This is a genomic window from Halobaculum sp. P14 (assembly GCF_051195155.1).
Lineage (GTDB): Archaea > Halobacteriota > Halobacteria > Halobacteriales > Haloferacaceae > JBNTKA01.
The window spans coordinates 91,458-107,179 of the sequence record NZ_JBNTKB010000002.1 but is presented as its reverse complement, the minus strand read 5'-3'; the positions used below and the strand labels follow the sequence as shown (position 1 = coordinate 107,179).

15 protein-coding genes are annotated in these 15,722 nt (G+C 72.9%); 7 read left to right on the top strand and 8 right to left on the bottom strand.

The window, feature by feature from the left end; genetic code table 11:
- Positions 1-44 precede the first annotated feature (44 nt).
- Both ACQUS7_RS05600 and ACQUS7_RS05595 read left to right on the top strand, forming a co-directional pair.
- On the top strand, positions 45-800 hold the full coding sequence (locus ACQUS7_RS05600; RefSeq protein ID WP_435145444.1) for a coenzyme F420-0:L-glutamate ligase: 756 nt from the start codon (positions 45-47) through the stop codon (positions 798-800).
- Complete coding sequence (locus ACQUS7_RS05595; RefSeq protein ID WP_435145441.1) at positions 793-1,866, top strand: 5,10-methylenetetrahydromethanopterin reductase; 1,074 nt, start codon at positions 793-795, stop codon at positions 1,864-1,866. The genes ACQUS7_RS05600 and ACQUS7_RS05595 overlap by 8 nt, the downstream gene beginning before the upstream one ends.
- Positions 1,867-1,902: 36 nt before the next feature.
- Here ACQUS7_RS05595 and ACQUS7_RS05590 read toward each other — a convergent pair whose 3' ends face one another.
- The gene (locus tag ACQUS7_RS05590) at positions 1,903-2,130 is read right to left on the bottom strand and encodes a hypothetical protein (protein WP_435123867.1); all 228 of its coding nucleotides are present in this window, start codon (positions 2,128-2,130) and stop codon (positions 1,903-1,905) included.
- 123 nt (positions 2,131-2,253) lie between these two features.
- Here ACQUS7_RS05590 and ACQUS7_RS05585 point away from each other — a divergent pair, with 123 nt between their 5' ends.
- Positions 2,254-2,559, top strand: a complete 306-nt coding sequence (locus ACQUS7_RS05585; RefSeq protein ID WP_435145438.1) for a DUF7573 domain-containing protein — start codon at positions 2,254-2,256, stop codon at positions 2,557-2,559.
- Between the two features lie 33 nt (positions 2,560-2,592).
- Here ACQUS7_RS05585 and mutL read toward each other — a convergent pair whose 3' ends face one another.
- On the bottom strand, positions 2,593-4,371 hold the full coding sequence (gene mutL, locus ACQUS7_RS05580) for a DNA mismatch repair endonuclease MutL (protein WP_435145435.1): 1,779 nt from the start codon (positions 4,369-4,371) through the stop codon (positions 2,593-2,595).
- Positions 4,364-7,219: a DNA mismatch repair protein MutS gene (gene mutS / locus ACQUS7_RS05575; RefSeq protein ID WP_435145432.1), complete on the bottom strand. Its 2,856-nt coding sequence runs from the start codon at positions 7,217-7,219 to the stop codon at positions 4,364-4,366. Before mutS ends, mutL begins: the two co-directional genes overlap by 8 nt.
- A 141-nt stretch (positions 7,220-7,360) precedes the next feature.
- Between mutS and ACQUS7_RS05570 the strand changes: the two genes are divergently transcribed.
- Positions 7,361-8,494, top strand: a complete 1,134-nt coding sequence (locus ACQUS7_RS05570) for a thiolase family protein (protein ID WP_435145429.1) — start codon at positions 7,361-7,363, stop codon at positions 8,492-8,494.
- A gap of 172 nt (positions 8,495-8,666) precedes the next feature.
- Positions 8,667-10,049: a serine--tRNA ligase gene (gene serS, locus ACQUS7_RS05565; RefSeq protein ID WP_435145426.1), complete on the top strand. Its 1,383-nt coding sequence runs from the start codon at positions 8,667-8,669 to the stop codon at positions 10,047-10,049.
- Between the two features lie 186 nt (positions 10,050-10,235).
- Here serS and ACQUS7_RS05560 read toward each other — a convergent pair whose 3' ends face one another.
- Together ACQUS7_RS05560 and ACQUS7_RS05555 are read right to left on the bottom strand one after the other, a co-directional pair.
- Positions 10,236-10,418: an AbrB/MazE/SpoVT family DNA-binding domain-containing protein gene (locus tag ACQUS7_RS05560; RefSeq protein ID WP_435123859.1), complete on the bottom strand. Its 183-nt coding sequence runs from the start codon at positions 10,416-10,418 to the stop codon at positions 10,236-10,238.
- Positions 10,419-10,622: 204 nt separating this feature from the next.
- Complete coding sequence (locus ACQUS7_RS05555; RefSeq protein ID WP_435145424.1) at positions 10,623-10,973, bottom strand: nuclear transport factor 2 family protein; 351 nt, start codon at positions 10,971-10,973, stop codon at positions 10,623-10,625.
- 148 nt (positions 10,974-11,121) lie between these two features.
- Between ACQUS7_RS05555 and ACQUS7_RS05550 the strand changes: the two genes are divergently transcribed.
- Complete coding sequence (locus tag ACQUS7_RS05550) at positions 11,122-11,637, top strand: DUF367 family protein (protein WP_435145421.1); 516 nt, start codon at positions 11,122-11,124, stop codon at positions 11,635-11,637.
- A gap of 24 nt (positions 11,638-11,661) precedes the next feature.
- Here ACQUS7_RS05550 and ACQUS7_RS05545 read toward each other — a convergent pair whose 3' ends face one another.
- Both ACQUS7_RS05545 and engB read right to left on the bottom strand, forming a co-directional pair.
- Complete coding sequence (locus ACQUS7_RS05545) at positions 11,662-12,552, bottom strand: hypothetical protein (protein WP_435145418.1); 891 nt, start codon at positions 12,550-12,552, stop codon at positions 11,662-11,664.
- 92 nt (positions 12,553-12,644) lie between these two features.
- Entirely contained in the window at positions 12,645-13,265 is a 621-nt protein-coding gene (gene engB / locus ACQUS7_RS05540) for a GTP-binding protein EngB (RefSeq protein WP_435123853.1), read from the bottom strand.
- 356 nt (positions 13,266-13,621) lie between these two features.
- On the opposite strand from engB, the gene lpdA reads away from it, so the two are divergent.
- Positions 13,622-15,046, top strand: a complete 1,425-nt coding sequence (gene lpdA, locus ACQUS7_RS05535; RefSeq protein WP_435123852.1) for a dihydrolipoyl dehydrogenase — start codon at positions 13,622-13,624, stop codon at positions 15,044-15,046.
- A gap of 60 nt (positions 15,047-15,106) precedes the next feature.
- Here the strand turns inward: lpdA and ACQUS7_RS05530 are convergent, their stop codons facing one another.
- The gene (locus ACQUS7_RS05530) at positions 15,107-15,718 is read right to left on the bottom strand and encodes a 2'-5' RNA ligase family protein (protein ID WP_435145414.1); all 612 of its coding nucleotides are present in this window, start codon (positions 15,716-15,718) and stop codon (positions 15,107-15,109) included.
- Positions 15,719-15,722 lie beyond the last annotated feature (4 nt).

Here is a 15,722-nt window from a genome sequence, read left to right as displayed (position 1 = left end):
GCCACCACCGGCGGCCTTTTGCCGGGGACGGCCGCAGACCCGGTATGGAGCTGTTCGCCGTCCCCGACCTCCCCGAAATCACCGCCGGGGACGACATCGCCGCGCTCGTCTCCGACCGCGTCGACCTCCGCGACGACGACGTCGTCTGCGTCGCCTCGACGGTCGTCTCGAAGGCCGAGGGCCGCGCGGCCGACCTCGACGACTTCCCCGCCGGGCCGCGCGCCAGAGAGGTCGCCACGAACCTCGAAGCAGCGACGGGCGACGAGAAGGACCCGCGGTTCGCGCAGGCCGTCCTCGAAGAGTCCACGGAGCTGCTGATGGAGTCGCCGTTCCTGCTCACCGAAACACGGTTCGGCCACGTCGGCGTCAACGCCGGCATCGACCGGTCGAACGTCCCGGAGCACGACTTGCTGCTGCTGCCGACGCGGCCGTCGGAGTCGGCGGCCCGCATCCGCGACGGCGTCGCCGCCGACCGCGTCGTCGTCACGGACACCTGCGGCCGGCCGTTCCGGCACGGCCAGCGGGGCGTCGCCATCGGCTGGGCCGGCATGCAGGCGTCGCGCGACTGGCGCGGCGAGCCGGACCGCGACGGCCGCGAACTCGGCGTCACCGTCGAGAACGTCGTCGACGAACTGGCGGCCGCCGCGAACCTCGTCTCCGGCGAGGGCGACGACGGCACGCCGGTCGTCGTCGTCCGCGACTTCGAGTGGGGCGACCACGGCGGCAGCGACCGGCACTTCCGCGACGTCGACGGCGACTTCGTCCGGCAGGCGCTCCGGGGGTGGGAGTTCGATGCGTGACGCCGCCGACGCCGACGCCGAGGAGGACGGCGACGCTGGCGCGGGCGCAGACGGCGACCGGGGCGGCGAGTCCGAGCCGGCGCTCGGCGTCGAACTCGCGCCGGAGCACTCCGTGGACCGGCTCGTCGACCTCGGCGTCGACGCCGAAGCCGCCGGCTACGACGAGCTGTTCGTCTCGCATCACTACAACAACCGCGACGCATTCTCCGTGTTGTCGCGGCTTGCAGCGGCCACGTCGACGGCTCGGCTCGGCCCGGGCGTCGCGAACCCGCTGGAGACGCATCCGGTGACGCTCGCCTCGAAAGTCGCGACGCTCGACGAAGCGTCCGGCGGCCGCGCCGTCTTCGGCATCGGCCCGGGCGACCCGACGACGCTCCGGAACCTCGGGCTGGACGACGACCGCGGGCTCCGCCCGGTGCTGGAGGCGTTCAAAGCGGCACAGCGGCTCTGGGCGGGCGAGCGCGTCGACGGCGCGGCCACGTTCGACGCCGACGACGCCGGTCTGAACTACGCGCCGCCGCAGGGCGCCGACATCCCGGTGTACGTCGCCGGCGAGGGCCCGCACATGTGTCGGATGGCCGGCAAGCACGCCGACGGCCTGCTGTTCAACGGGTCGCACCCGGACGACCTCGCGTGGGCGCGAGAGCAGGTCGACCAGGGCGTCGCGGACCGCCCGGCGTCCCGCGGCGGATTCGACCTCGCGGCGTACGCGTCGGTCTCGGTCGCGGCGGACGACGTCGCCGCCCGCGAAGCCGCTCGGCCGCCAGTCGCATTCATCGCCGCCGGCGCCGCCCCGCCGGTGCTGGAGCGACACGGCGTCGACCCCGACGCAGCCGCCGCCATCGGCGACGACATCGCCGCCGGCGCGTTCACGGACGCCTTCGACCGGGTGACGCCCGCGATGGTCGACGCCTTCAGCATCGCCGGGTCGCCGGACGCGGTCGCAGACCGGATGGCCGCGGTGCTGGAGCACGCTGACTCGCTGGTGGTCGGGTCGCCGCTCGGCCCCGACCTCGAAGAAGCGATTCGGCTCGCCGCCGACGCCTTCCGCGACGCCACGGCGTGACCGGCGGGTCCGCGTCGGCTCGTCTGCGGTTCGCCGTTACCGCGGCTGCCGGCCCGGCGCCGGCTCCAGCGCCCCGATTTCTCGGCCGAGCGCGCCGAGCGCAAGCGCCCCGAGCACGGCGGACGCGCTGAGCACGAACACGGCGCCGACGGCGAGCGACACGAACGCGAGCGGGTCGCGCAGCGCCGCCTCCGTCACGAGCAGCACGACGAGGTCGACGGCGCTGGTAACCAGTCTCGTCAGGAACGCGATGAGCGTAGCCATGCCCGGACGTCGCCGCCGCGGGGACTTGAGCGTTGATGCTTCCGGCACCGATTGCGCCCCGGCCCGCGCGGCGCCGACGGCCCGTCCCGTCGGAGTTATCCCTGCTGCGGCGCTGGCTCCGGTATGCCCACCGACCGCTCGCTCGACGAGTTCGTCGGCGACGCGGCCGACGACGACGCAGACGCAGACGAGGCCCCGTCCCCGGAATCCGACACCGAATCCGACACCGAATCCGGCGAGGTCGCGGCCGCCGGAAGCGACGAAGAGGACGCGGAGCCGGTCGTTCTGGACCCGTCGACGGTCGACCCGGCGGAGCCGACGTACTCGTGGTCCGCCGACGGCGCGGCCTGTGCGGCCTGCGGCGAGCAGGCGACGACGCGGTGGCGGCAGGACGGCGACTACGTCTGCGCCGACTGCAAGGAGTGGTAGCGCGGGCCGCCGGGTCCGCGGCCGGCCGACCCCTTATCGGCGCGCCGAGTCGCGCTCGAAGCCGGCGGCGAGCGTCGCCTCGTCCACGCTGAGCACCGTCGGCCGGCCGTGCGGGCACGCGTACGGCTGCTCGCACTCGCCGAGCCGGCGGAGCAACTTCGTCGCCGCCTCGTCGTCGAGCGCGTCGCCGGCTTTCAGCGACGGGTGACACGCGAGGTCCGCGAGCAGCGCGTCCCGGACGCCCGCGTCTCCGCCGCAGCCGCCGGCGTCGTCGCCGACGGTTCCGGCGTCGTCGCGGAGCGCCGCCAGCACGTCGCGGAGCGCGTCCGCGTCGGCGACGCGGCCGAGCGGCGCCGGCACCGCCGTCACGCGGTACGTGGTGCCGCCGAACGGTTCGACGTCGAAGCCGAGCCGGCCGAGTTCGTCGCGGTACGCTTCGGCTGCGGCGGCCGCGCCGGGGTCGAGCGACACGGTTTCCGCCGGGTCGAGGCTCGCGGACGGCACCGCTTCGTCCGCGAGCGACTCGCGGAGCCGCTCGTAGTTCACGCGCTCGTGGGCGGCGTGCTGGTCGACGACGAGTAGGTCGCCGTCGGCCTCACACAGCAGGTACAGGTCGCGGAACTGCCCGATGACGGCGGCGTCGGCGAAGTCGGAGTTCGCGCCGTCGACCGGCGCGAGCGACGAGTCGAGGTCCATCGCCACCTCGCCGCTGCGCCGCAGGTCCGCGGTCGTCAGCGCGTCCCGAACCCCGGATTCGACGGCGTCGGCGACGGCGTCGGCGGCGCGGAGCGCGACGCGCGTCTTCGCCGGGTGGACGTTCGGGTCGACGGCCCACGCCGGCACGTCGAGTCGGAGCGCGGCCACCGGCTCCCGGCCCGACGGCAGCAGCGACCCGTACCCCTGCGCGACGGCGGCGCGGAGCGCCTCGTTCTGGACCGGCCGGCCGTTGACGGCGACGTGGACGTGCTCCCGGGTCGACCGCGTCGTCGACGGGTACGCGAGCGCGCCGTCGACGCGGAGCGCCCCGGTCCGCCCCGCGAAGTCGACGTCCGCGCGGTGCTCGAACGCGGTGGACTGGCTCGCCGTCTCGCGGTCGTAGACGGCGAGCAGCGCGTCCGTCACGCCGGTTCCGGGCGTCGAAACCGTCTCCGTGCCGTCGTGGGTGAGCGAGAATGCGACCCCCGGCCGGAGCACGGCGTACTCCGCGACCAGCGACGAAATCCGGGCGAACTCCCGCGCCGGCGACGCGAGCGACTCCCGGCGCGCCGGCCGGTCCGCGAAGAGATTCGTCACGGTAACCGTGGTGCCTCGGGCGCGGCCGGCGTCGCTGACGCTGACTTCGCCGTCCGCCACGGTGACTTCGGTGCCGACGTCGCCGCCGTCGTTCGTCGTCACCGTCAGGTCCGCGGCGTCGGCGACGCTGGCGAGCGCCTCCCCGCGGAAGCCGAGCGTCCCGACCGATTCGAGGTCGGCGGCGTCGCGGAGTTTGCTGGTCGTGTGCGGCTCCACCGCGAGCGCGGCGTCCGCCCGACTCATTCCGCGGCCGTCGTCGGCGACCCGGATTCGGTCGGTACCGTCGCCGTCGACCGCGACGTCGACGCGGGTCGCGCCGGCGTCGAGGCTGTTCTCCACCAGTTCGGCGACGACGCGGGACGGCCGCGTCACCACTTCGCCGGCCGCGATTCGCTCCACCGTCGACTCCGGCAGTTCGCGGACCTCCGCGTCGGCGGCGGCACCGGGTCCGGCGTCGGTATCGGCCGCCGCGTCGGCGTCGGCGGCCGCGTCGCCGGCGGCGTCCTCCCGGTCAGCCATCGTCGCCACCCGTCTCGTCGGTGCCGTCCGGGCGGCTCGCGTCGCCGGCGGCGGACGGTTTCGCGGATTCGTCCGGAAGCCGTCGCTGCAGGTCGGACAGCCGATTCAGCGCCTCTATCGGCGTCGTCTCCGCCACGTCGACGCCGCGGAGCGCCGCCAGCACGTCGCGTTCGGCGGCCCGGAGTTCATCGCCCGCGGCGGCGTCGCCGGACGCGGCGGCGCCCCGGCCGGGCGCGCTCGGCGCATCGGCGTCCGCGCCGGCGACGTCCGAGAGCGTGCGCTGAGCGTCGTCGCCGAGCGCGGAGTCCGAGCCTCCCACTCCGTCCCCGCCCGCGTCGCCATCTTCGTCGACGTCCGGGTCGCTGTCCGAGTCGGCGACGTCGGCGGCAGTGTCCGCGTCGGCGTCGACGAACTCGCGGGCGCGGGCGACGACCCGTTCGGGGACGCCGGCGAGGTCCGCGACCTCGACGCCGTACGACGACGAGGCGGCGCCGCGGCGGACCCGGTGGAGGAACGTCACGTCGCCGTCCTCGCGGGTCGCCGCGAAGTGGAGGTTCCTGACGCGGTCGTACCGGTCCGCGAGCGCCGTGAGGTCGTGGTAGTGCGTCGCGAACAGCGTCGTCGCGCCGAGTTCGTCGTGGACGAACTCGACGGCGGCGCGGGCGATGGCGCGGCCGTCCGTGGTCGCGGTGCCGCGGCCCACCTCGTCGAGCAGCACCAGCGAGTCCGCGGTGGCGTCGTGGAGGATGTCGGTGAGTTCGCGCATCTCCCGCATGAACGTCGACTCGCCGCCGGCGATGTCGTCGCTCGCGCCGACCCGCGTGAACACCCGGTCGACGACGGGGAGTTCGGCGGCCTGCGCCGGCACGAAACTGCCGGCCTGCGCCAGCACGACCGCGAGCGCGACCTGCCGCATGTACGTCGACTTCCCGCTCATGTTCGGCCCGGTGATGAGCGCCACGGTCCCGCCGGGCAGGTCGGCGTCGTTCGGCACGAACTCGGGTTCGGTGCGCTCCACCACCGGGTGGCGGCCGCCCTCGATGCGGACGTCGTCGCCGCCGAGTTCCGGCCGGACGTAGTCGCGTTCGACCGCGACGGTCGCGAGCGACGCCAGCGCGTCCAGCCGCGCCAGCGCGTCAGCGAGCGCCTGCACCCGCTCGGCCGACTCCGCGACCTCGGCGCGGACCTCGCAGAACAGTTCGTACTCGAGGCCGTCCGCGCGCTCCTCCGCGCCGAGGATTTCGTCCTCGCGACGCTTCAGCTCCGGCGTGTAGAACCGTTCGCTGTTCTTCAGGGTCTGCCGACGCGTGTAGTCGTCGGGGACGTCGTCGAGCTGGCCGTTCGTCACTTCGATGTAGTAGCCGTGGACCTGGTTGTAGCCGACCTCGAGGTTGTCGATGCCGGTGCGGTCGCGCTCGGCGGCTTCGAGGTCTGCGACCCACTCGCGGCCCTCGCGGGCGGTGGCGCGGACCTCGTCGAGGTCGTCGTCGAAGCCGTCGCGGATGACGCCGCCCTCGGTGAGTTCCTGCGGCGGCTCCTCGACGACGGCCTCGTCGATGCGGTCGCGCAGGTCCCCGAGCGGGTCGAGCGCCTCCCGGAGGTCCGCGAGCGCGTCGACGTCGGCCAGTTCCGCGCGGAGGTCGGGGACGACGGCGAGCGTCTCGTGGAGCGACCGGAGGTCGCGGGCGTCCGCGCGGCCGCGGCTCACCCGGCCGACGAGCCGTTCGAGGTCGTACGCCGCGGAGAGCCGTTCGCGGACCGCTTCACGGACGAGCGGCCGCGCCGCGAGCGCGTCGACGGCGTCGTGGCGCGCCTCGATGCGGCCCCGGTCGACCAGCGGCCGGCGGAGCCACGCCCGGAGCCGTCGCCGGCCGAGCGCGCAGCGCGTCTCGTCGACGGTGTCGAACAGCGTCTCGCCGGACGGCGCGCGGTTCTCGAACAGTTCGAGGCCGCGGAGCGCCGTCGCGTCGAGTCCGAGCGACTGCCGCGGGTCGTACCGCCGCACCCGGCTCACGTGCCCGAGTTCGTCGCCGCCGCTGCTCCACTCCGCGTACGACAGCACCGCGCCGGCAGCCCGGGTCTCCGCGTCGCCGAAGCGGTCTGCGGCGGCGTACCGGTCGAGCACGGCGCCCGCCGCGTCGGCCCCGAACTGCTCGTCGGCGCCGGCGGCGACCGCGGCGTCACCGACCGCGTCGCCGAAGCGGTCCGCGTCGACGCCGGGGCCGACGAGCAGTTCGGCGGGCGCGGTCCGCGCCAGTTCGGCCTCGACGGCCGCGGCGGAGCCGGCGGTCGCGGCGCACTCTCCGGTCGACACGTCGACGTACGCGAACCCGAACCGGGCGTCGTCGTCCGCGGCGGTGCCGGCGGTTCCAGGGGCGCCGTCGCCGCGGGGCTGTTCGGCGGTGCCGTCCGCGTCACCGCGGGCGACCGCGGCGACGTACGTGTTCGTCCCGGCGGCGAGCAGTTCCTCCTCGACGACGGTGCCGGGCGTCAGAATCTGCGTGACGGCGCGGTCGACCAGCCCGGACGCCTCGTCGGGGTCTTCGACCTGGTCGGCGAGCGCGACGCGGTACTCAGCGTCGAGCAGCCGTTCGAGGTACTTCGGTGCGTTGTCGACGGGGATGCCGCACGCCGTGTACGTCCCGGTGGAGTCCTCCCGCTCGATGCGGGTGAGTTCACAGACCCGCGCGACCTCGTCGGCGGTGTCGCAGAACGACTTGTAGAAGTCGCCGACGCGGAACAGCAGGACGCAGTCGTCGTACGCCTCCGCGAGGTCGACGTACTGGGCCAGCATCGGCGTGAGCTCGTCCCGGCGGTCGAGCATCTTCGCCGGTGCTCCCGTAACCATGGTCGTGAGGCGGCGGCGGACGCTCGAAAACCTTGCGCACGCCCCGCCGGCCGGCCGCGCGACGCCGCGGCGCCGAGCAACGGCCGGGAACGGGTGTGCGGTTCTCCCTGATTTATCACCGTCCAGCCCGTCCGTGGAGCCATGGCAACGCCCGTCATCGCGGCCGCCGTCAGAACGCCGTTCGGGAAGGCAGGCGGCGTCTTCGCCGACACGCGCAGCGAGGACCTGTCCGTCACGCTCATCGACCACGTCCTCGACGAGCACGGCCTCGACGCCGACGACGTCGACGACCTCATGTGGGGGGTCGCCCAGCAGCGCGGCGAACAGGACAACAACGTCGCGCGCGTCATCGCGCTGCTCTCCGAACTCGGCGAGGGGACGCCGGCGACCACCATCAACCGGTGGTGCGCGTCGTCGATGCAGTCCATCATCTCGGCGTCGGATGCCGTCGCCGCCGGGAACCGCGAGTGCATCATCGCCGGCGGCGTCGAGTCGATGAGCCGCGTCCCGATGGACGGCGACTCCTACCAGCACCTCCACCCGGAGCTGTCCGAGCAGTACAACGTCTTCCAGCTCCAGATGGGGATGACCGCCGAGACGGTCGCAGAGGAGTACGGCGTCAGCCGCGAAGCGCAAGACGAGTACGCGCTCCGCAGCCACCGACGCGCCGCGGAAGCGACCGACTCCGGCCGCTTCGACGACGAAATCGTCCCGGTGGAGACCGACGAGGGCGTCGTCGACGAGGACGAGGGAATCCGCCGCGACACCGACCTCGAAACGCTGGCGTCGCTCGACCCGGCGTTCACCGGCGACGGCACCGTCACCGCCGGGAACTCCTCGCAGGTCACCGACGGCGCCGCCGCGACGCTCGTCTGCTCCGCCGAGTTCGCCGACGAGCACGACCTGCCGGTGCTCGCCGAAATCGGGACGAACGCCGTCGCCGGCGTCGACCCGACCGTCATGGGAATCGGCCCGGTCCCGGCGACCCGCGGCCTGCTCGAGCGCAGCGGCCTCGACGTCGACGACTACGACCTCGTCGAACTCAACGAGGCGTTCGCCTCCCAGTGCGTCTACGCCCGCCGCGAACTCGGGATTCCCGAGGAGAAGTACAACGTCAACGGCGGCGCCATCGCCATCGGCCACCCGCTCGGCGCCTCCGGCGCGCGCCTCCCCGTGACGCTCATCCACGAGATGCGGAAACGCGACGTCGACCGCGGCCTCGCCACGCTCTGTGTCGGCTTCGGGCAGGGCGCGGCAATCGAGTTCAGCCGCTGACGGCGCCGCCCGCGGCGTCACCGCCGAATTCGCCGCCACGCGGTCGCCGCCGTCACGCGACCGCCGGCGTCACCGCCGTTCGCGCGGCCGGTCGCTCCTTTTTCGCGGGTCCGTGCCACTCGTTCGAACGGACCCGACACGGTTTTGCGGCGCCCCCCAGAACCGTCGCGCAATGATTTCGCGGCAGCTGCTCCGAGAGGAGCCGGAGACGGTGCGGACGGCGCTCGAACAGAAGGGCGTCGAGGACGTCGACCTCGACCGCGTCATCGAACTCGACGAGGAGTGGCGCGAACTGAAGGGGCGCGGCGACACGCTGCGGCACGAACGCAACGAGGTGTCCTCGAAGATCGGCCGACTGAAACAGGAGGGCGACGAGGAGGCGGCTCAGGAGGCCATCGAGCGCAGCCAGGAGCTGAAAGCCGAACTCGCCGAAATCGAGGAGCGCGCGGACGAACTGGAGGCGGAACTCCACGAGGCGATGCTGCGCATCCCGCAGATTCCGCAGGACGACGTCCCGGTCGGCGCCGACGAGGACGAGAACGTCGAGCGGCGACGCGAAGGGTTCGACGACCTGCGCGACCTCCCGGAGCCGGTGACGCCGCACTACGACCTCGGCGAGGAACTGGACGTCCTCGACTTCGACCGCGGCGCGAAAGTCGCCGGCGGCGGCTTCTACTTCGCGAAGGGGGAGGGCGCGATGCTGGAGCACGCGCTCATCCAGTTCATGCTGGAGGTGCACCGCGAGCAGGGGTACGTCGACGTGTTCCCGCCGATTCCGGTGAACAGCGCGTCGATGGAGGGCACCGGGCAGTTCCCGAAGTTCACCGAGGACGCCTATCCGGTCGGCGACACCGACCCGGCGGCGTACGACGACGACGACCTGTGGCTGCTGCCGACCGCGGAGGTCCCGGTGACGAACATGTACCGCGACGAGATTCTGCTGGACGACGACCTGCCGCTGAAACACCAGGCGTACACGCCGAACTTCCGGCGGGAGGCCGGCGAACACGGCACCGAGACCCGCGGCATCGTCCGCGTCCACCAGTTCAACAAGGTGGAGATGGTGAACTTCGTCCGGCCGGAGCGCAGCGACGAGCGGTTCCACGAACTGCTCGACGAGGCCGAGGAGGTGCTGCGGCGCCTCGGCCTGCCGTACCGGATTCTGGAGATGTGCACCGGCGACCTCGGGTTCACGCAGGCGAAGAAGTACGACATCGAGGTGTGGGCGCCCGGCGACGACATGCCCGACGGGCCGGACGCCGGCGGCCGCTGGCTGGAGGTGTCGTCGGTGTCGAACTTCGAGGACTTCCAGGCGCGACGCGCCGGCTTGCGGTACCGGCCGGAGCGCCACGAGAGCGCCGAGTACCTCCACACGCTGAACGGCTCCGGGCTGGCGGTGCCGCGCGTCGTCGTCGCGATTCTGGAGTACTACCAGAACGAGGACGGCACCGTCGACGTCCCCGAGCCGCTCCAGCCGTACATGGGCGGCCGCGAGGTCATCGAAGGCGGCGAGAAGGTCGGCGAGTCCGCGGTCGGCGCCGGCGAGAAGGAGTAGCGCCGCTCGGCGGTCGGCGCGACACGGTGCGGTGCAGACCAGGAGCCGCTGTCGTCGGCGACGCGGCTCGACGGTCGGCGGCGGCGTCAGAAGAACGGCTGGTGCGGACGCGCCCTGACGCGTCCGCGGGGGACGGCTGCCCGATACTGGCCGTCCGCGGTCCGTCGGCCGTCGCCCGGCCGCGCGTCACTTCAGCTGCTCGGGCGGGACGAAGCTCGGCCGGTCGTCGGTGGGGTCGTCCGTCCACCACACCTGGTCGCCCTGTTCGAGTTCGTAGCGCTCCACGATCTCCTTCGGGATGGAGACCGTGAAGCCGCCGTTGGATTCCTGTACGGTTCGACTGTCTGCGTATGGTCCGTTGCCCGGCATACACGACCACTGACGGGTGCCGACTGCATAAAGTCCCGGCAGACATTTCCCACAAATTCTGATATGACTAGAAGATACACAAAACCGCAGCACGTAGAGGCCTTTCGTCGCAGCAAATCTGTCCGAAGTGTCATAGTTGTCTGCCGTGGTTTCTGCGGGAGACAGGAGAAACAAATCCCCATCGTGTGGGTCAGTGTCACGCGATTATCGGGTGAACGTCCGAAGTTCGACCAGTCGGTCCGCGTCGTCGAACCGGAACACGTCCACGAACGCGAACAGTTCCTCGCCGCCGGCGTCGAACAGGCGGCCGCGCGCCGCGCGCTCCCCGGAGTCGGCGTCGGCGTCGGCGTAGACGGCGTCTACCGAGTGGACGGTGTCCGGGTTCGGCCGCTCGTCGCGCATGAACCGGACGAACCGGTCGCGGCCCTCCAGCGTCCGGTCGGGCCGCCGGTGGACGAAGTCGGCCGCGAGCAGCGAGGCGAGGTCGTCGTAGGCGCCGTCGTCGATGGCTCGGTAGTACGTCCGGACGGCGGCTCCGCGGTCGTCGTCGGTCATGGGTGCTGGTTCGGCCGCGGGTGCTTGAATCGGACGGCCGCGCCGGTCCACCGCCAGGCTCGGTTTCCGCGCCGAACGCCCCGCTGAGTGCGCCGCTGTGCGCCCCGCTGAACGCACCGCTTATCCGCGGCGGCCGCCGAGACGGCGTGTGGAGCTGCACGTCCGGTACGAGGGCGACGACGACCCCGACAAGTGCACGGCCCGGAAGCTCGACCGGTTCGACCTCGCGTCGCTGCACCGGTCGGACCGCGAGACGCCGTACGGCGTCGTGTTGAATCCGCACGCCGAGCGGGCGCTCTCTCCGGCGGACGCACCGGACGGCGTCGCCGCCGCGGAGTCGGACGACGCGCTCGTCGCGCTGGACTGCTCGTGGGAGTCGGCGGGCGAAGCGATGTTCTCGCTGCCGGGAGAGCACCGCGCGCTGCCGTACCTCGTCGCCGCGAACCCCGTGAACTTCGGCCGGCCGATGAAGCTGACGACCGTGGAGGCGCTCGCGGCGGCGCTGTGCGTCTTCGGCGACCGCGAGCACGCCGAGCGGGTTCTCGCGAAGTTCACGTGGGGCGAGACGTTCCTCGAACTCAACGACGAGCCGCTGCGGCGGTACGCCGACTGCGCCGACTCCGGCGAGGTCGTCGAGGTTCAACAGGAGTACCTGGACCGCTGACGGCGACGCGGCCGCCGGCGGTTCTCAGCCGTCGAGGCCGGTGGCGTCGTCGACGTCGCGGGCGGCCTGTAACTGGTCGTCAGTCGGGATGAACAGCCGGTCGGTCTCCGGGTCGTAGACGCCGTTCGGCGCCTCGGACGCCGGGACGGCCTCGATGCCGCCGCTCGGATACGTCTCCGGAGCGCCGGCAGCGTCGCCGGCGGCGCCCCCGGCGTCGGTTCCGGTTCCGTCGGCGGACCCGCTCTCGCCGACCGCGGCGGCGACGCTGTCGGCGTTGGCTCGGACGGTGTCCGGGTCGACGCCGCGGCGCGCCGCCCAGTCCGCCGGGTCGGCGCCGGCGTCGCTGACGGCGTAGGCGTCGAGGGCGGCGGCCGCGTCGGCGCCGGCGTCGAGGTACGCCCCGATGCGGTCCAGCGCGTCGGCGGCGGTGGCAGTGTCGCCGGCTGCGTCAGTCCCGGCCGCGCCGTCGTCGGCAGCGCCGCGGCCGACCGCGCCGTCGCCGGATTCGGCTCCGGGTTCGGCCCCGGTTTCGACGTACACCGGGAAGAAGAACGGCTGGTCGCGGTCCTCGGTGACCGACCGCGGGAACGCCAGCGTCCGGTCGTATTCGGCCTGGAACGCCGCGAGGTTCACGGCGGCGACGACGGCGAGCAGCCCCTCGTCGAGTTCGTAGCCGGCGGCGGTGACGGCGTCGCGCAGCTCGTCGAGGTCGAACGCGAACCACGACGAGCCGGGGGCTTCGCGGACGTGGTGGTCGAGCCGGTCGGGGTCGGCGCTGCGTTCGCGTTCGGCGGCGAGCCGGTCGCGGACCGCGTCGTGGACGACGCGCAGCCCGACGCGGACGTCGTGGTCGCCAAAGCCGCTGCGCTCGACGGCGTCCGCGATGTGGTCGTCGTCGATTGCGGGCCGATGCATACCGGATGAGACGCAGCGCCGGCCAAGAAGGTTGTCCTCGAACCGCCGGCTGCGTCGCCGGACGGCGCCGGGCAGCGTCGAACCGCGGCGGGTCAGGCGACGAACTTCAGCAGGTCGTCGCGGTTGTGGTCGTGGAACACGTCGCGGAGCGCCTCGCGCAGCGGGCCGATGCTGCCGCGTTTGGCGGTGACGGGCGCGATTTCGTCCCACTGCTGCCACGGCGGGTACAGCCCGAGGCGGTCGCAGAGTTCGTTCAGGCGTTCGTCTCGGTCGTCGACTTTGTCCATCTTGTTGACGGCGACGACCGGTTGGACGTCGACGTCCTGCAGGAAGCCGAACAGTTCGACGTCGTGCGGGATTTCGCCGTCGCCGCTGTGCCGGTCGATGATGTCGATGACGCTCTTGCCGTCGATGACGAGGACGCCGGCGAGGATGCTGTCGGCGTTCTCCTCGACGTACCGGACGACGTCGGTCTTGATGGCTTCGCGGTGGTCGGCTTCGACGCCGGACATGAAGCCGAACCCGGGCAGGTCGGTGAACATGAAGCTCTCGCTTGACCAGTCGTAGTGGTTCGGCTGCCGGGTGACGCCGGGCTTCTTCCCGGTCGTGAAGTCGTGGCCGGTGAGTTCGCGCATCAGCGTCGACTTCCCGACGTTCGACCGGCCGACCAGGACGACCTCGGCGTCGCAGTTCGGCCGGTTCTCGAAGGGCATACTCGGCGGAAGGGCGCTGAGCCGGATAAACCGCGCGACTGCCGGCGCTGACGGCGGTTCCGGAGTCCGGGCCGCGGGCCTGCACGACGGCGGCCTCGCCCTCCCCAGCCGACGCCGGCGCGCCCTCGCTGCCGCTCGGCCGCGCCGCCGCCCCTCGCGCGCTCCCGGCCGCGACGCAGCGCGGCCGCCGCGCGCCACGATGACGGTCTCGGTCATAGTGGAGGGTCTCGATCGCGAGGGAGGGCCTCAGCCACGATGGAGGGCCGCGGGAAACCCGGCGTGGTGTGGCCGGGCGACGCGGCGCGGGCGGCCGCAATTCCTGCCTGTTTATGGCCCCGGGGGCGGAACGGCGGGGCATGGTCGTCGGAGACATCTCCACCGGGACGGACGTCGCAGTCATCGGCGCGGGGCCGGGCGGCTACGTCGCCGCCATCCGCGCGGCACAGCACGGGCTCGACACGACGCTCATCGAGCGGGACGCCTACGGCGGCACCTGCTTGAACCACGGCTGCATCCCGTCGAAGGCGTTCATTCACGGCGCCGACGTCGCCCACGAGGCGGGGTCCGCCGAGGAGATGGGCATCCACGCCGACCCGGCGGTCGACGTCAGGCAGATGCAAGAGTGGAAGCAGGGCGTCGTCGACCAGCTCACCGGCGGCGTCGAGAAGCTCTGCAAGGCGAACGGCGTCAACCTCGTGCAGGGCACCGCGACGTTCGCCGACGAGAACCGGCTCCGCGTCGCGCACGGCGGCGACGGGCAGGGCAGCGAGTCCATCGAGTTCGACAACGCCGTCATCGCCACCGGGTCGCGCCCCGTCCAGATTCCGGGGTTCGAGTTCGACGGCGAGAACGTCCTCTCCTCGCGGGACCTGCTCGGCATGACCGAGACGCCGGACCGGCTCGTCGTCGTCGGCGCCGGCTACATCGGCATGGAGCTGTCGACGATGCTCGCGAAACTCGGCACCGACGTCACGGTCGTCGAGATGCTCGACGACGTCCTCCCGGGGTACGAGGAGGACGTCCGGAGCGTCGTGCGGCGGCGCGCCGAGGGCCTCGGCGTCGAGTTCAACTTCGGCGAGGGCGCCGCCGAGTGGTACGAGAACGGCGAGGGCGTCACGGTCGCCACCGAAACCGAGGCCGGGGACCGCAGCGAGTACCAGGCCGACGCGGTGCTGGTCGCCGTCGGCCGCTCGCCGGTCACGGACACGCTCGACCTCGACGAAATCGGGCTCGAACCGAACGACGACGGCTTCCTCGAAACGGACCACCAGGCCCGGACGGACGTCGAGCACGTGTTCGCCGTCGGCGACGTCGCCGGCGAGCCGATGCTCGCGCACAAGGCCAGCAAGGAGGGCATCGTCGCCGCCGAAGCGGCGGCCGGTGAGCCGGCGGCGCTCGACCAGCAGGCGATTCCGGCGGCCGTGTTCACCGACCCGGAGATCGCGACCGTCGGCCTCACGGAAGCGGAGGCGGCCGACGACGGCTTCGACCCGGTCGTCGGGCAGATGCCGTTCAACGCCTCCGGCCGCGCCATGACGACCGGCGACACCGACGGCTTCGTCCGCGTCGTCGCCGACGAGGAGTCCGGGTTCGTGCTCGGCGGGCAGATCGTCGGCCCGGACGCCTCCGAACTGATCGCGGAGCTCGCGCTCGCCATCGAGATGGGCGCGACGCTCGAAGACGTCGCCGCCACCGTCCACACCCACCCGACGCTCGCGGAGGCGGTGATGGAGGCGGCCGAGAACGCGCTGGGGCAGGCGATTCACACGCTGAACCGCTGACGGCGACGCGGCCGCCCACCGTCGAGCGGTTCGACTACGTTCGGCCGACCGAGTCGCGGCTCAGCCGAGCGGCTCGCGCCAGACGAACTCGCGGTACTCGCGGCTCCACAGGCCGAGTTCGTCGACGGTCCACTCGACCGGCACCGCCGATTCGATTCTGCCGCGGAGCCGCGCCGTCACCGCCCGGAGCGACGCGTCCGCGCTCCCGTTCTCGCTCCCGTCTCCGTTCCGGCTCCCGTCCCCATTTTCGTTCCCGGGTCCGCTCCAGCCGCGGGCGAGCGTGACGTGCGGCAGGTACGCGTCGCCCTCGACGCGGTCGACGGCGCCGAACTCGGCGGCGAGCCGGCGGTGCAGCCGGACCAGTCCGGGGCTGTCGACCGAGAGGGAGACGACGGCGTCGCCGCTCGGCGCGGCGAGCACGTCGAGGCCGTCGACGCGCGCCGGGAACGGGTCGGTGTCGCGCAACACGGGTCGAAGCGTCTCGCGGAGCGCCGCAGCCGCCGCCGTGTCGTCTCGCGGCTCCGGCCCGCGGTCCGTCGCCGCGGCGTCGCCGAGTCGCTTCACGACGAGCGTGTGGCGGTCGCGGACCGACCGGAAGCCGCCGAGGTCGTCGCGGAGCGCCGCGGCGAGTCGCTGCACGGCGGCCGGGACGGGCGCGTTCAGGCTGTCCACCGGC

Coding starts and splice junctions, on each gene's coding strand:
- engB (WP_435123853.1), bottom strand. CDS start 13,265: ATGCCCTTCGAGAACCGGCCGAACTGCGACGCCGAGGTCGTCCTGGTC.
- ACQUS7_RS05595 (WP_435145441.1), top strand. CDS start 793: ATGCGTGACGCCGCCGACGCCGACGCCGAGGAGGACGGCGACGCTGGC.
- ACQUS7_RS05555 (WP_435145424.1), bottom strand. CDS start 10,973: ATGACCGACGACGACCGCGGAGCCGCCGTCCGGACGTACTACCGAGCC.
- ACQUS7_RS05570 (WP_435145429.1), top strand. CDS start 7,361: ATGGCAACGCCCGTCATCGCGGCCGCCGTCAGAACGCCGTTCGGGAAG.
- serS (WP_435145426.1), top strand. CDS start 8,667: ATGATTTCGCGGCAGCTGCTCCGAGAGGAGCCGGAGACGGTGCGGACG.
- mutL (WP_435145435.1), bottom strand. CDS start 4,371: ATGGCTGACCGGGAGGACGCCGCCGGCGACGCGGCCGCCGACGCCGAC.
- ACQUS7_RS05585 (WP_435145438.1), top strand. CDS start 2,254: ATGCCCACCGACCGCTCGCTCGACGAGTTCGTCGGCGACGCGGCCGAC.
- mutS (WP_435145432.1), bottom strand. CDS start 7,219: ATGGTTACGGGAGCACCGGCGAAGATGCTCGACCGCCGGGACGAGCTC.
- ACQUS7_RS05600 (WP_435145444.1), top strand. CDS start 45: ATGGAGCTGTTCGCCGTCCCCGACCTCCCCGAAATCACCGCCGGGGAC.
- ACQUS7_RS05545 (WP_435145418.1), bottom strand. CDS start 12,552: ATGCATCGGCCCGCAATCGACGACGACCACATCGCGGACGCCGTCGAG.
- lpdA (WP_435123852.1), top strand. CDS start 13,622: ATGGTCGTCGGAGACATCTCCACCGGGACGGACGTCGCAGTCATCGGC.
- ACQUS7_RS05560 (WP_435123859.1), bottom strand. CDS start 10,418: ATGCCGGGCAACGGACCATACGCAGACAGTCGAACCGTACAGGAATCC.
- ACQUS7_RS05590 (WP_435123867.1), bottom strand. CDS start 2,130: ATGGCTACGCTCATCGCGTTCCTGACGAGACTGGTTACCAGCGCCGTC.